Origin of the sequence: Fibrobacter sp. UWP2, assembly GCF_900141705.1 — a bacterium.
In the GTDB taxonomy this organism is placed as follows: domain Bacteria; phylum Fibrobacterota; class Fibrobacteria; order Fibrobacterales; family Fibrobacteraceae; genus Fibrobacter.
Genome location: NZ_FQYM01000008.1, coordinates 51,087 through 65,898 on the forward strand (window position 1 = coordinate 51,087; position 14,812 = coordinate 65,898).

14 protein-coding genes are annotated in these 14,812 nt (G+C 54.6%); 6 read left to right on the top strand and 8 right to left on the bottom strand.

What is annotated here, in order from left to right; translation table 11 throughout:
* Positions 1-20 precede the first annotated feature (20 nt).
* On the top strand, positions 21-773 hold the full coding sequence (locus tag BUB55_RS05890) for a flavodoxin family protein (RefSeq protein ID WP_073189065.1): 753 nt from the start codon (positions 21-23) through the stop codon (positions 771-773).
* On the opposite strand, the gene BUB55_RS05895 is transcribed toward BUB55_RS05890, so the two are convergent.
* Genes BUB55_RS05895 through BUB55_RS05915 form a run of 5 tightly spaced genes read right to left on the bottom strand, consistent with a single transcriptional unit; the run spans position 770 to position 4,838 of the window.
* On the bottom strand, positions 770-1,435 hold the full coding sequence (locus BUB55_RS05895) for an epoxyqueuosine reductase QueH (protein WP_234971821.1): 666 nt from the start codon (positions 1,433-1,435) through the stop codon (positions 770-772). The genes BUB55_RS05890 and BUB55_RS05895 overlap by 4 nt on opposite strands.
* A gap of 4 nt (positions 1,436-1,439) precedes the next feature.
* Entirely contained in the window at positions 1,440-1,832 is a 393-nt protein-coding gene (locus BUB55_RS05900) for a hypothetical protein (RefSeq protein WP_083596904.1), read from the bottom strand.
* Positions 1,833-1,844: 12 nt separating this feature from the next.
* Positions 1,845-2,714, bottom strand: coding sequence for a hypothetical protein (locus BUB55_RS05905; RefSeq protein WP_073189067.1), 870 nt, complete (start codon positions 2,712-2,714; stop codon positions 1,845-1,847).
* Positions 2,715-2,732: 18 nt separating this feature from the next.
* The gene (locus BUB55_RS05910; RefSeq protein WP_143152934.1) at positions 2,733-3,359 is read right to left on the bottom strand and encodes a hypothetical protein; all 627 of its coding nucleotides are present in this window, start codon (positions 3,357-3,359) and stop codon (positions 2,733-2,735) included.
* Between the two features lie 9 nt (positions 3,360-3,368).
* A complete protein-coding gene (locus BUB55_RS05915) occupies positions 3,369-4,838 on the bottom strand; it encodes a hypothetical protein (protein ID WP_143152935.1) in 1,470 nt (489 codons plus the stop codon).
* Between the two features lie 256 nt (positions 4,839-5,094).
* Between BUB55_RS05915 and BUB55_RS05920 the strand changes: the two genes are divergently transcribed.
* Both BUB55_RS05920 and BUB55_RS05925 read left to right on the top strand, forming a co-directional pair.
* A complete protein-coding gene (locus BUB55_RS05920; protein WP_073189072.1) occupies positions 5,095-5,661 on the top strand; it encodes a hypothetical protein in 567 nt (188 codons plus the stop codon).
* A 5-nt stretch (positions 5,662-5,666) separates the two neighbouring features.
* Positions 5,667-6,746 carry a radical SAM protein gene (locus BUB55_RS05925; protein ID WP_073189074.1) on the top strand — a complete coding sequence of 360 codons (1,080 nt, stop codon included), beginning with the start codon at positions 5,667-5,669 and terminating at the stop codon, positions 6,744-6,746.
* A 218-nt stretch (positions 6,747-6,964) separates the two neighbouring features.
* Here the strand turns inward: BUB55_RS05925 and BUB55_RS05930 are convergent, their stop codons facing one another.
* Positions 6,965-8,338 (bottom strand): hypothetical protein, encoded by a 1,374-nt coding sequence (locus tag BUB55_RS05930; protein WP_073189075.1) that lies wholly within the window; start codon positions 8,336-8,338, stop codon positions 6,965-6,967.
* A 55-nt stretch (positions 8,339-8,393) separates the two neighbouring features.
* Here BUB55_RS05930 and rsmG point away from each other — a divergent pair, with 55 nt between their 5' ends.
* A complete protein-coding gene (rsmG, locus tag BUB55_RS05935; RefSeq protein ID WP_234971822.1) occupies positions 8,394-9,170 on the top strand; it encodes a 16S rRNA (guanine(527)-N(7))-methyltransferase RsmG in 777 nt (258 codons plus the stop codon).
* A 29-nt stretch (positions 9,171-9,199) separates the two neighbouring features.
* On the opposite strand, the gene BUB55_RS05940 is transcribed toward rsmG, so the two are convergent.
* Together BUB55_RS05940 and BUB55_RS05945 are read right to left on the bottom strand one after the other, a co-directional pair.
* Positions 9,200-11,386, bottom strand: a complete 2,187-nt coding sequence (locus BUB55_RS05940; protein ID WP_073189077.1) for a PorV/PorQ family protein — start codon at positions 11,384-11,386, stop codon at positions 9,200-9,202.
* Entirely contained in the window at positions 11,379-11,945 is a 567-nt protein-coding gene (locus BUB55_RS05945; RefSeq protein WP_073189079.1) for a hypothetical protein, read from the bottom strand. The genes BUB55_RS05940 and BUB55_RS05945 overlap by 8 nt, the downstream gene beginning before the upstream one ends.
* Positions 11,946-12,074: 129 nt before the next feature.
* Here BUB55_RS05945 and BUB55_RS05950 point away from each other — a divergent pair, with 129 nt between their 5' ends.
* Together BUB55_RS05950 and BUB55_RS05955 are read left to right on the top strand one after the other, a co-directional pair.
* Entirely contained in the window at positions 12,075-13,280 is a 1,206-nt protein-coding gene (locus BUB55_RS05950; protein WP_234971823.1) for an FKBP-type peptidyl-prolyl cis-trans isomerase, read from the top strand.
* Positions 13,280-14,812 carry a DUF1538 domain-containing protein gene (locus BUB55_RS05955; RefSeq protein WP_073189082.1) on the top strand — a complete coding sequence of 511 codons (1,533 nt, stop codon included), beginning with the start codon at positions 13,280-13,282 and terminating at the stop codon, positions 14,810-14,812. Before BUB55_RS05950 ends, BUB55_RS05955 begins: the two co-directional genes overlap by 1 nt.

Below are 14,812 nucleotides of genomic sequence, written 5' to 3' on the forward strand. Positions count from 1 at the left end.
TTTTATCTTTGGCTTTGATTATGGCAGAAACAAAGAAAATACTGGTGATGGTAGGAAGCCCCAAAAATGAACGCAGCGGGACTTTGATCCCGACGAAGGCGTTTGTGGAGGGCCTCGAACAGAACGGTAATTACGAGACCGAATACGTCTTTATCGACCGCCTGAACATTACTCCCTGCCGCGGTTGCCTCAGTTGCTGGGGCCGTGAAGACGGCAGCTGCTTTATGAAAGACGACGACATCCCCATGATTCGCGAAAAGCTGATCAATTCCGATGTGGTCATTTGGAGTTTCCCGCTTTTCTTGTTCAGCATCCCTGGGCAAATGAAAGTGCTCATGGACCGCATTGTGGGTATGGTTCACCCGTACATGGGGCAGCGCCTGGAAGACCCCGACTACATGAATAAAAAGATGCACGGTTTGCAGTTTCAAAAAGAGGGTCAAAAGATCATTTTGCTTTCAAGCTGCGCCTGGACTGACATTGACGTGGTGTACGAGCCCATTCGCAAGCAGTTCAACATCATTTTGGGTGAGGACGGTTACGATTTGGTGGTGGCGCCGCAGATGCGCGCACTGCACCACCGTGGTGGCGAACGCCGCCTGAACATGCTCCGCGACAAGTTCCGCAAGGGCGGCGCCGAGCTCGCGACCACCGGCAAGCTCTCCCAGGAAGTCATCGACTACATGCAAAAGCCCATCTTTAGCGATGCTGCCTACCGCGAACTCGTGGTGCAGTTTGTGACGCACATGTTCGATAGGGACGACAATTTTTAAAGATCTTTGGCGTCGCGCATGGAGTAGACGCAGCCGCAAAAATTTTGGCGGTACAGGTTGTACTCGTGCGAGAGCTGGATGGAGCGCTTGTAGCCGCCCTTCTTTTTGAAGTCGCTCGGGAGGCGGCGCACGCCGTAGATGTCGCACTGCTCCTGCACCACATTGTTCAGCACCTGGGCATCCTTCATGGGGCTTATGGTTAAGGTCGTCGTGAAGTAGTCGGCTTTCTGTTCCTTGGCGATGCGTGCAGATTCGGCGAGGCGGAGCTCGAAGCATTTGCGGCAGCGCTTGCCGCCCTCGGGCTCGTTTTCTAGGCCGTGTGCGATGGCGTAGAATTTCTCGGGATGGTAATCGCCCTCGATAAATTTCACCGGGTGTTTCATTTCGGGGTGGTTCGCCTGGAATTCCGAAATAAAGCGCTTGATTTCTTCGACGCGGTGGCGGTATTCTGCTTCGGGCGCGATGTTCGGGTTGTAATAGAAAATCGTGATGTTGAAATACTGCGACAGGTATTCGATGGTGTAGCTGCTGCAAGGTCCGCAGCACGCGTGCAAAAGCAGGCTCGGAACTTCGCCCGTGCGCTGGAGCCGCCGTATTATGCGGTCCAGGTCCACTTGGTAGTTGTGTTTGGGGGGCATGCCCGCTTTTTTGACATCGCCCATTTTGCTACTCCCAGTTCAAAGTGCCAAAGGCTACCACCCAAAAGCAGATGGTGGCCGCGATGGCGAGCGTCCCCATGACGCGGCGCTCTTTTTGGCTGGTGCTGAACAGGACCGTCGCCGTGTAGAACGTGAGGTAGATCGCAAAAAAGAACGAGAGAATGCGTGTGATGATAAAGGGGATGGGCGTTGGCACGGCACCTCCCGCCGAGAGTAGTGTAAAGAGTGCCACGAACTGCATGCAGACGGGCAGTACGAACGCCTTGCGGACTTCCTTGGGCACTACCTTGTGCCGCCCGTTCATGGCGTACATGCCCCAGGGGGCGCCACTGGCGAGCGCGATATTCAATACAATGGAGGGCAAAAAGAATACAGCCCCGATGATGGCGGCAATCAGCATGCGGTAAATATATCAAATTTCAACGCCGAGGGCATTGGCGATGCATTCTACGAATTCCTCATAGGATATGCTTTCGTTTTCGTATTCGTTGATCAAATAGCCTGAATAGTCTTTTTCACCCTCTGCATTTTTACGCTTGATTTTTTCCATTTGGGAGCTCATGTCCTTTTCGTTGCAAACGGACTTTGGATATTGGAAAATTTCGTCCAGTAAATCCAATTTCTTTGTACAGCTCTTTCCATTGCCACTAAACGATGTTTCGCGGTGCAATATACCATCGCTATCAATGTCCATGGTTTCTGTGTAAGAATATTTCTTTCCGTCATATTTAATTTGAACGGTTTCACATCCGTCACTTTCAAGGTCAAAGTCATCTTCGTCAATGTCGAACTCTGCAGATAGCAAGTCTTCGGCTTTGTAAAGGAGTTCGTCTTCTGCGTAGCAAATGTCCGTGTTGAATTCAGTTGCAAAATTTAGGCTATGGTCGGTTACACGGAGAGTGGTTATAAAGGTGCTGTATTCCACATCGCCGTCTCCATAGTCCTTTGCGATTCCGGAGGTTTTCCACGTACTGAAAATACTCCCCGCTTTGCCGCCAGTCATCGTGAATAACTCATCGTGTTCATTGTCATCGGAGACGATCAGAGCGTCGCCTTCGAATTTGTAACGGAAAAACGTCGTATCTACATTCTCGTCCCAGCGGGTGGAATTCTCCGTTATGTAACAGCGATCATAAATGATGCCAAAGCGCTGGTTGGCTTCGTCAAGGATGTACTTGGCGGATGATGTTGTGGATGCGTTGCTGCTGGAATCGTCGCCGCAAGCGGAAAACGAAAGGGCCGCTACCGCAAAGGCTACGCTGATTTTTAGAACGTTTTTCATAGTGCTCTCCGTTAGGGCTTATTTGTAGTCCAGAACTGCATACCATTTAAGTACGTAGTGGGTGGCCATATAATCGTCCTGTAGTATTTCCTCGCCTATTTTTTGCCCGACATTGTCAAAGCCGTAGCAGTAATTAGAACAATATTCCTTGTCGTCAAAAAACGGGTCTTCATCTACAAAATTCGGACACACATAAATCTCGTTGATGCCGCTGGAAAGTGTGACCGTAACGGATTTGTTATCACTCCAGATGCCGACATTATCTCCTAAATTGATTGTTGAAGTCTTGATGGAATCTTTTTTTTCCCCGTCACGATAAGTTTTTAGGGTAAATGAAATACGCGGGTCCCCATCGCTTAAGCCGTTATCATCCATTGTTTTTAGCTGCAAGTAATATTCCAAGAACACAGACAGCGTTGTTTGTCCATTTGTGTAGGCTGAAGTATATGCCGAACTGCCAGAATAAGAGTAATCATCGTCTGTATCGTTTTCTCTGTTATAGAAGTCGATCTCATCTGAAGATTCACGAGAGACATCATAAATGGCGTCTTCGTAGGTGTCGGGGCTGAGAGGGCCGTTGCCGCAGGCGGTAAGTGCGGCAATTGTCAAAAAGACGGCAAATGAAAGTGAAATGCGTTTTTTCATAATCCCTTCTTACCAGGCGAATTGCAGGTTGAGGCGGAAACTGTCGTTCTCGTCGGCGTAGTTATGCCCAATTCCAGACTTGGCGTCAATGAGCATAAAGAGGATTTCTACAGAGAAGTGTTTGGTAAATTCAATCCCAGGCCCCAGCCACAAAAGGAATTCCCAGTCTTCTTCGCTATAGAAATCACCGTCCCAGTTAAAGGTCTCGTCGACTCGCCATCCGTTAATGTCTGCTGTATTCCAGCCATAGATGGGCTTGCGGACGCTGAAGGTCAAGTCGGCAAAGGGGGCGAAGAATTTGACAATGGGGATGCCTATCCTCAGGGAAAGAGGAATTTCAGCAAGTAGCTCGTGATATTCGGCCCACAGGTCTACAAAGAGGGTTGCGTACGAAGTGCCAAAAAAGGAATTTGAATTTGAAATTTCGCCCAGATATTGCCCGTTCGTATGCATATAGTCATGGTGACGGTACAGGGCGCTCAGACCAAATTGGAATGAACCTGCGCTGTAAAAATACCAGCGGAATAGGAATGAAATACCTGCCTCCATATTGAAGTCGCCGACCATCTCGTTGGCGCCGTCAATGTGGTTCTCCAGGAAGTCGTTCTCGTCGAGGCTTCCCACTACAAGGCCTATGCCCCAGTAGAAGATGTCTCCAGATTTTGTCGGGGCTTTGGGCTTTTCATCGTTCTTTGTAGGTTCCACCTTGTCGCGTCCTGTTTCCAGGGAGTCTACGGCGACGACAGCGGTTGCGGAATCTTTTGCTGCATCTGTCGCGGTTTTTGCGACTTCAACGAGGAGTCCCGTCTCGCGGTGCATGGTTATGATGACATAACAGTCGCCAACCGTGTCGCACACTCCAAATATGGAATCTGTTACGGCGTTTTCGTTTTGTATTCGGTTGAGGCTCGCTTCGATTTTGGCGATGCTGTCCTGTTCGTGGAACTTTGCCGCCTGCCAAAGGGCGCGGCTATATTCGTAGCATTTGCATGTTTCTTCCACTTTGTTGCAGAGCGGGTTCTTGGTGTTTTCGGGAGCCGTTGCTGTGGTTTCGAATAGGCTTGTGTCGGCGGGGCAGGAGGTGCAGATTTGCTTGCATTGGTCGCCCATGGAGGGAACCTGGATGGGGGCTTCGGCGTTTGCAGAAGCCCGATTATGCTCTTTGTGAAACTGCTTGAGTTGATCTTCTGTCAAGGGGTTCTTTGCCTTTTGGGCGTCCACAAACACGCCGTCCTTAAAATGTACTGTGCGTGAGTAAAACTTGGACTTTCCTTCCGATGCCAGGGCTTTCTCCTTGAACAGTTCTTTGTTTTTTGCGATGTTATCCAAAAGTGCTTGGCAGCTGCATAGGGAATCGAGCCTCATGCAGGTGGCGTCTTCGGGAGTCTCTGCGCATGGCCCGCAAAGGGACCTGCACATGCCGGCCTCATTGGCGTAAAGGACCGTGGCTGCAATCAAAGTGAGTAGGATTTTTTTCATGGAAAAGACGAGGCTACGGGTTACTGCCAATATGGTGAGAAGAATGCATTGTAAAAATAAATACACAAAACTCCCGTGTCAAGCGCTTTTTTGAAAAATCCATGAAACGGCCCGCCGTCAACAAATTCCCAGTTGGCAGGCGTCTGTTTTGTGAAAAAACGCAAAGGACGTGATTTCCGCCCCTTTTTTTTGCATTTTCCTGTATTCTTTTTGTATCCTTTGAAAATGGGTATTTTTTTAGTTTATATTCGGTAGCATGAAGATCGAAAAGCACATTGTTACTGAGTCCAAGTGGACACGTTCTAGGAGGGGCGCCCTTGCTACGGCCCTGGGTATCACCGTGAGCCTCCCGCTGGCGGCTTGCGATATCTCGTCTTCGGGCGACGACGCAGCGGAACCCGCCCCCGAATCCAGCTCTGTGGTGGAACCCCTGGGCGGCGCTGTTTTTATACCCGAGTCCAGTTCGTCGGACGCACTGCCAACCAGTTCGTCGGATGCACTGCCAACCAGCTCGTCGGACGTTCAGCAGCCTCCTAGCTCTTCGAGTAGTCTTTTGCCGCCTAGTAGCAGTTCCAACGGGCCGGTGGACGTGCTTATTGCTGGCGACATCTATATTCCTGAGCCCAGCAGTTCCAGCGCCGAGCCCGAGTCCAGCTCGTCGGAAGTTCAACCGTCAAGTTCCAGTTCCGATGGCGAAGAGGTGCAGTGCGAAGAAGACCGCGCGTTTACGAGTCCGTTTGACCCGTGCCTCCCGGACGACTATCCCGTGGTGAGCATGCCCTCGACGGTGGGCCACATCCAGGTGCCCCTGGTCAACGTCTAGTATCCATGAACCTCGTTCTGAGCCTTACAGAGCAGTGCAATCTGCGTTGTACGTATTGTTACTACAAAGAGTCTCATGCGGGTCGCGTCAAAGTGATGAGCGACGAGGTCATGGAGGCTGCCATCGGGCTTGCGGTAAGGCGCACGGTCGCCTTTAGGCAACGCCGCCTGAACATCACTTTTTTTGGCGGTGAGCCTCTGCTCCGCTTCGATGCCATTAAACGTGGTGTGGAATATGCAAAAAAAGTGGTAAGCGAAACTGCGCCGCAGGGCTTTGTCGTGCGCTTTGCCGTGAATACCAACGGCACGCTTTTGAACGACGAGATCGTCGATTTTATGAAGCGCGAGAACTTCCAAATCTTCCTTTCGCTGGACGGTTCCGCCGAGCGCCACAACATTTGCCGCAGGCAGGTGAACGGCGAGGGAAGCTTTGACCTCATTGCACCGCACATTAAAACGCTTGTCAACACCGACGTCATTGTGCTCGCGGTCATTACGCGCGACAATATCCGAGGACTTTGCGACTCGTTCAGGTGGCTCTATGCGCAGGGCTTTAAAAACATCACCTCAGCTGTAGATTTTGACGGCAAGTGGACCGAGGAGGAATTGGACGCCCTCGGCGCGGAATACCAAAAATTGGCGGAACTTTGGGTTCAAAAGAAGAAGGCGGGAGACGTCTTTTACCTGGGGACCATTCACGACAAGGTGAAGATTGCCGTGGAGGGTTCGCGTTACCGCCTGTACTCGTGCCATGTTTACGAGGGAGGTCTCTCGGTCGCGACCGACGGGAGCATTTTCCCATGCACGCGGTTCATCGCCTCGGACCCGGAAGCCCCCTATTGCCAGGGGAATGTCTTTACGGGCGTTGACGAACATCGTGCTAACGCGGTACATGAATTTGTCCACAACGACAAGGCCGCCTGCGAGGGCTGCGCCATTCGGCATCGCTGCACGGCGCATGAGTGCGCCTGCACTTCGTTTTACACCACGGGAACCTTGGAAGGCGTCTCGCCCGAAGTCTGTGCGCACGAGCGCATGCTCGCCGCGATTTGCGACGACGCTGCGGATATGATACTGACAAAATAATGGCTGCCGCCTTGCCGGGGTAAAAAAAAGACCCCTTCAGGTAAAGGAGGTAACCTAAAGGGGTCAGGGAGTGTTTGGGTATGCCAAAAAATTAGCTTTCGCATGCCCCAAAATCCATCCGGGCCGGAACATTTGTGTTTACCGAAGTATACACCGATTTTTATCCGTTATGGATGATTTTAGCGTAAAAATGCCTTTTTTAGGCTGAAATTGCCGTTTTAGAAGGCGATTTGGGTGGTTACTGCGCCGTGTACAGGGTGAAGTGGCGTTTTTTTGCTGTTTTTGAAGGTCGTGGTGAGCGAAAAGTCCAGGAAATCGGCGTGGAGATGCACCTCGTTTTGGATCTGGAGGCGCCTGGTGGGTAACCCGTCGGGGGCGACAATTACCGTTTTTACGCGATTTTTGGGGGAATCCTGGTATTGGACGCCCAATTCGAGCCTCGGCGGCCCGAATCCCTCCCCACGGGTGTGGCGCACCCTGCCTTTGCCCCCCAGGGTCCAGGACTCGACTGCCTGGGAGGTGACTCCCGCAATCCAGTCGGTGCGGCGGCAGTTTTCGCTGCCCTCGAGGCAGGTGGCGCCGAGGAACACGCGTGCTTCCGGCGGCCCGCTTTGGAGCGTCGCCTTGAAACGGGTTTGCACGCTGTCGCTGTGCAGCGGGTTGATGAAACGCGCATTGAGCGAACCCTTGGTGTCGAGGAAGTTCTTAGCTGTGGCGGAAACGGTTTGCGAACCCCAGAGGCGGCTCTTTAAAATACCCGGGCTTAGCCGGGCGAAACTCGGGACGGAGTCCCCGTGCGCATACAGGGTGGTCTTCCACGAGGGTATCCCTGTTTGCGAGAGTTCCGCCTTGACCAGGGGCTTTTTTTGACCCGCCTCCCACCAGCCCGAAATTTTCCCGAGGTTAAACTTTGTCTGTAATGCCCCCGAATAGATTGGTTTCTCGCGGTGGTTCTTGCGGAACCAAAAGATCCCCTCGGCGCTGCTTTTGCTGTTGAAGGTGTAGCCACCGCGGGCTTGCACGGTGCGGCTCGTGTCCAGGAGGCCTGCCAGGTGGAAGTTCCCGATGGGGTAGAGGAGGGCGGTTCCCCACAGGGTGTCGAGCGGAAAGTGGCTGTGGAGTTCCTTGGTGGAGATTTGACCGAGGTGGGCTTCGTTCCCGCCGTTTTTGTAGGTGAGCAGTTCCTGCGTGCCGAGCCGGAGGGTGTAGCGGTAAAACGAAAGGTCGAGTTCTTCGCGGAGGCTCTCGATGCGGCCAGTGGAATCGAGTCGAGCCTTCCAAGTGGCGCTCCCGTGCGGGATGATCCCCGGGCTTTTTTGATTTGCGGTGCGTTTTTTGCGACGGGTGTCGGCAATTCTTTTGCGTTCGGCGCACGGCTCCTGCGCGTATACCTCGGCCAGGAGGCAGGCTTCGCCCTCGTTGCCCTCGTCCAGCAGGGCAAGCATCTCTTGCGCCTGTTCCGGTGTAATGATCCCGCCGTCCCACCAGTCAAATATGTCGGCTTCGTTTACGGCGTGTCCCGTGCCTGCGGCGCTCAGGAGGGCAAACAACGATAACCGCGCCGTCCAAAATAAAAAACATTTGAGGTCCATACCTTATAAACGGATTTTTGGTGAAAAATGTTCCGTATATTTTTAAATTTATGGTATGGCAAATTCCAGCTGGTCCAAAAAGCCGTTTCGTAGAACTCCCGCCCGTGCCGCCGATGCGGTGGGCAAAGCGTTTGTGCCGCACCTCAAGGCGCCCCGCACCGAGTTCCCGCTGTTTAACGGCAAGCGCGTGACGCCCTCGCTCGCGGGTCTCGACAAGTTGCTGCACTACTACGGTGTGGAACTCCAGGAGCCGACCCTCAAGCAGTTCTGGGAATTCCACCAGCTGCTGCGCGCGAACAACGACGACCAGGACCTTACGCGCCTGAATGCTTTCGAGACGATGGTGGAGCGCCACTATGCCGACTGTACGCTCATCAACGCCTACGTGCCGCAGTGGCCAGCCCGCATGATCGACGTGGGGAGCGGCGCCGGCTTCCCGGGAATCCCTTTGAAGCTCGTGAACCCGCAAATTCGCCTCACGCTTTGCGAACCGCGGCCGAACCGCATCAACTTCCTCAACATGGTCATCGAAAAGATGGGGCTCAAGGGGATTGACGTGTTTGGGCACAAAGTCACGAGCCGCAGCATGACGCTCCCTGTGGATGGCGTCATCAGCCGCGCTTTCGAGTGGATGGACAAGACGCTCCCGCGCCTAGCGAACAGCCTCAAGGTGGGTGGCCGTGTGTACTTTATGAAAGGTCCCGGAGTCGCCGAAGAGCTCGCCACGTTCCATCCCGAGGACTTTGGGTACAAACTAATCGCCAAGCATTTTTACACTATCCCCAACAGCACGCAGGACCGCGCTCTGATTATCTTGGAACGCGTGGAGTAGCGGTGAGTCTTCACATTGCGGCGTAGCCGCTAGAACTTGAACAGCATGCCGAAGCGCATCTGCCCGTCACGCACGCCATCGTGGTCGCCCACGTCCTTGATGGTGGCGAAGTCGAACTGCAGCACGTCGGAGAGCATAAAACCAAAGCCGAAGTCCACTTCGTTTCGCTTGCCGGTCTGGTCGTAGAGGTAACCCAAGCGGAGCGCAATCGTGTTGGAGTAGATGAATTCGGTACCGAGGTTAAACACACCTTGCATCACGGAATTCTTGACCGCTTCGAACCCGTCGCCTTCGCGTTCCGGGTTCAAGAGGGACTTCCAGCTGGCGATGTAGAACGGCTCGGGGTCGCCCTTGTCGTCGTCGTAAACCACTTCGCGGTTGTAGTCGGCGGCAATGGTCCACTTGTAGTCGGCGAGGCTCAACAGTTCGTACGCGAGTCCCAGACGCCAGGTGAGCGGGATGGGGTCCTCGATGGTTTTGTCTACGTAGTAAACGCTCGGGCCGATGTTCGCCAGCACCAGGGCGAAGTTCAACTTGTCAACAATCAGGTTCTTTTTCAAAACGCCCACGTCAAAGGCGTAGCCGAAGGTGGTTGCTTCCTCTTCGCCCGCGCCCGCGCCGGAACTCAGGTCCGAGTAGAAGAATTTGATGGTGAGGCCCAGGCCCCAGTCGTTGGGGAAGCGCGTGCCGTAGCTGAAGCCGCCCACGATTTCGGAACTGTTGTAGGCCACCAGGTCGTCGGCGTCCACGTCGCCCGAGACCACGGTCGAACCGAAGCTCACGAAATTCACGTGGAAGCCGAGGGTTCCCCAGTCGTTGAGCGGGATGGTTAGGCCGCCATAGAGGTGGTAAAGGTCGGGGATGTTCAAGATGGGCAAGAGCTTTTCGTAGAAGGCGGTGAGCTGGTAGTCGGCGTCCTTGTACTGCTCCATGCCGTTCGCGGTACTGAACCACACGTCGTTGCCCTGCGGGAGCACCACCCATACCTTGTTGGAGCTGAGTCCGTTCCCCGAATGGAAGTGCGTCCATTCGTCTTCGCTTTTGACGCTGCCTTCTTCTTCGGCGGTGCCGCGTTCCAGTTCTGCCTTGCGTCCGCTTGCGGTCGCGTAGTCGGGGAGGTGGCGCCATACGCCTTTGTCGGTTGCAATCCAGATGGCGCCCTTGTGGTCGACCGAGATGGAGTTCACGGTGTTGCCCGCGAACTGCACCTGCTCCCACTTGCGGAGAGTGAAGTGGCTGAGGCCGCCCTTGTGGGCAGCCCAAACGTGACCGGAACTATCGACGGCGAGTGCCGTCGGCTGCAAGTCCATGATGCCGTCTTCTTGGTTGAACAGACTCCAGCGGTCCTTGTCGTTCACGCTCTTTTTGGGGACAAGACGGGCGATGCCGGCGCCGTCGACGGCCACGTAAAGTTCCTTGCGGTTTTCGCTCCATACGAGTGCGTTAATCTTTTGGCTGGGGAGAACCTTGCCCTTTTGTTCGAACTGGCCGTTGCGGTAAACGAACAGACCGTTGTCGGTGCCGATCCACAGGGAGGCGCCTTGGCTCGCGAGGGAGGTGATGCGGTGCTCGCCCAGTTCGCTTTCGTAGTTCTTCCAGGCTTTGCCGTCAAAGCGGAACAGGCCCTTGGGCGTGCCGACCCACAGCTTTTCGGTGCGGTTGTCGTAGAGCACGGCGGTAATGGTGTCCTTCACCACCAGGTTCCAGGGCATCTTGACCTCGACCACGTGGGATTCGTCGTCGGCGTTCTGGATGTCGTTGAACTTTTTGACCTGGCGGGAGTATTCGTCGAGACCGCGTTCGGTTCCCACGTACACGCGCACGGCGTCCTTGACCTTGGCGTTGCCCTGGAGCGTCACGGAGTAGTAGTCCACCCACTGTTCGCCGTCAAACTTCAAAATGCCGTCGGCGGTGCCGGCCCACAGCTCGCTTTTTGAAAAGAACCCGTTCTTGGAACGGCTGGTCATGCTGGTGAAGTACGGGACGGTCTTGCCGTCCTTGGCATAAGAAATGCGCCACTCGTCGGCGAGAGGACCAAAGGCGAGACCCGCCGGGTTGTAATACATGGCGGTAGCGTCGTCCGCCAGTGCTGCACCGGCTTCGCCCATGCCCAGCTGGCGTGCGCCTACAGGCATTTCGAGGGTGATGATGGCCGAACCGGCAGCAAAAGAAATGGCGGGCGCTAATAGAAGTGCAGATAATAGGGATTTACGCAAGTTGCCTCCAATCGGGGACGTCGTAAGTGCTTCCGTGTGTCGGAACAACCGCCTTCCAGCCGGACTTGCTGGGGTTTTCCCAGGGTTGCTTGGGCAGGAGCCTGCAGTCGCAGCCCAAAACGTAGGGCGGCAGAATTTCGGCGTGGTTGCGGATCTGTTCACGGGTAATGAAGTTTTCGTCGTTGACGAATTTGCAATAGTTCTTGCCCTTGGGGCCAATCTCAATGCGGTAGGTGACGGTGCCGTTCTTGTCGCCTTCGTCAATGGTCTTGATGGTTTCTTCGATGGTCGCGTTCCAGCGGGCGATGTATTCTTCGCGCTGTTCGGGGGTGAGCTGTTCCTGGGTCTCCAGCCAGGAGCGCAGCGAGGCTTCGCTCGGCTTTACGGCGGTGATCGATTCCCGTGCGGGCCGGACTACAACCGCGTACTGTCCCGAGACGTCAATGACGGGCTTTACCTCTTCCTTTTCGTCGGCGCTGTGGATGACCACGTAGGCCCCGATGCCCGCAAGAATAAGCGATAGCAAGACGATGGCAATGATGATAATGATCGACAGCATAATCTTTCCGTTTTTCTAATTAAAAACTTTACTCAATAAAACTAGCATTTTCTATCTTGTGGGATAGGAGTTTATATGCCGAAATTAAAGTTTTTTTTAGTCTTGTTGTTAGCTTGCAATATTTGGGCCGTGCCATATAGCATGGAAGTGGTCAAGGAAGGCTCCGGCGACACTATTCGTGCGGGCCAGTTGATCAAGGTTCACTATAAGGGATTTTTGCTCGCCGACTTGCTCGATACGGCCAAAGCTGCCGTGAAGGATTCTGCCGCCAAGGATTCCGCGAAGGTCGCTCCCGCTGCGACTGCCGATTCCGCCGCTGTGGATTCTGCCGCGGCCACGGGTCCGCAACCTTTTGCCAACTCCTACGATAGCGGCGAGCCTTTGGAATTCACCATTGGCATGGGCCAGGTGATCCCCGGTTGGGAAAAGGGCCTTATGGGCATGAAGGTGGGCGAGGTCCGCAAGCTTACCGTGCCTTACCAAATGGCCTATGGCGAGAATTCCCTCGAAGGCATTCCGGCATACTCCGACCTGTATTTTGAAGTGGAGCTGGTCCACGCCGACAAACCCATTGAACCCGATAAATTCCCGCAGAGTGTAGACAAACTAAATTGGAAGGACGTGGCGAAAGGTCTCAAGATTTACGACGAAAAGGTCGGTGGCGGCAAGCCCGCCGTGGCAGGCTCCGTGCTCAAGACGCATTACACTGGCTGGCTCCTCTCGGGCCGCAAGTTTGGCAGTTCCAAAGACATGGGCAAGCCGCTCTCGGTCGTGATGGGCGCAGGCAAAATGATCAAGGGCTGGGAAGTCGGCCTCGAGGGCATGAAGGAAGGCGGTGTACGCTGGTTCCGCATCGCCCCGTCCATGGGCTACGGCGCTACCGCCTACACCATGATTCCCGCCAACTCCACCCTCATTTTCCGCGTAGAGCTGGTCTCCTCCGAGGTGGACGAAGAAATCGCCGCCAAGATGGACTTTTTCCCCGACACATCGAGCCTCACGTTTGAGCACGGCTCCGAAGGGCTCCGCTACGCTATCGTCAAGCCGGGCGAGGGCGAACCCGCCAAGACGGGTTCCACCGTACGTGTGCATTACACGGGCTGGCTCACCAACGGCTACAAGTTCGACAGCTCCCGTGACCGCGGGCAAGAATTTGCCTTCCCGCTGGGCGGCGGCCGCGTGATTCGCGGTTGGGAATTGGGCGTTGCCGGCATGCTCCCGGGCGAAAAGCGCATTTTGATTGTGCCTCCTGGACTCGGCTATGGCAGCCGCGCTGCGGGTCCCATCCCCGGAGGTTCTACGCTGATATTTGCAGTGGAGTACCTCGGCGAATAATGCTCAAGACGCTCACCGAAAAATTCAAGGAGGCTTTTGCCTCGGTGTTGCCGGTGGCCGTCATTGTGCTGTTGCTTTCGTTTACGCCCCTTGTGGATTTCTCGGCAAAACAGATGGTTGTTTTTGCCGTCTGCTCTGTTTTTTTGGTGGTGGGTATAGGCCTTTTTAACCTGGGCGCGGACCTCGCCATGACCCCCATGGGCGAGCATGTGGGCTCGGGCCTCACCAAGTCCCGCAAGCTGTTGCTGCTGGTTTCGGTGTGCTTTATGATGGGCGTGTTCATCACCATTGCGGAACCCGACCTCTCGGTACTGGCGGAGCAGGTAAAGACCGCCATCGAGCCAGTACTGCTTATTGTAACCATAGGCATCGGGGTAGGGCTCTTCCTGGTGACGGCGATTGTGAAGATCGTTTGGAAAAAGGACCTGTCGTCCATCATCATTTTCTTTTACATGTCCCTCTTCATGCTGGGCATGCTCATGATCTCGATGGATAAGGAGACCTTTGTTGCACTGGCGTTTGATTCGGGCGGTGTGACGACGGGTCCCATTACGGTGCCGTTCATCATGGCACTGGGCGTGGGTGTGGCAGGCGCCATTGGCGGCAAGAACGCGAACGAGAACAGCTTCGGCCTCATTGCGCTTTGCTCGGTAGGGCCGATTCTTGCCCTCATGGGTCTCGTGGTTTTTTCGAAGGGCGACCTCGTGTATTCCCTCGATGCGGCGAGCTATTCTATTGACGCTTCGCTGGGCAGTCACTTTTTGCCGGCGGTCGGCGCCGTTGTCAAAGAGGTGCTGGTGGCGTTGAGCCTCATCGTGGGGTTCTTTTTGGTTTTGCAGTTCGTGGCGCTCAGGCTCTCCAAGACCAAGCTGATGCAAATCGGTTTTGGCATTTGCTACACATTTGCGGGACTCGTGATTTTTTTGACGGCGGTGGCGGTGGGCTTTATGCCTATCGGTTTTGAGCTGGGTAGGGAACTCGCCAAAATGCCCCGCGTGCTCGTGGTGGCAGGCTTTGTCATTGGTATGGTGGTGGTGCTCGCCGAGCCCGCGGTGCACGTGCTCAATAAGCAGGTCGAAGAGATTACGGGAGGCCTTGTGACCAAGCGCTCCATGCTCATCGCCTTGAGCTTGGGTGTTGGCGTTTCCATAGGTCTCTCCATGATCCGCATCATCGTCGGGTTCCCCATCATCTATTACCTGATTCCGGGCTACTTTATTTCTTTGGGACTCTCTTTCTTTGTGCCCAAGCTCTACACGGCCATCGCCTTTGACTCTGGCGGCGTGGCGAGCGGTCCGTTGACCTCAAGCTTTATTTTGCCGCTCTCCATTGGCGCGTGCTCCGTGATTCACGATGGTGGCGATTCCGTTTTGAGCTATGCCTTTGGCATTGTGGCGATGGTCGCCATGACGCCCCTCATTACCATCCAGGTCATGGGCTTTAGGGCGATATTCACGGCGAAACTCAAGAACCGCATGATGATGCGCCGTATCCAGGATGCGGACGACGAACAGATTATCGATTTCACGTAG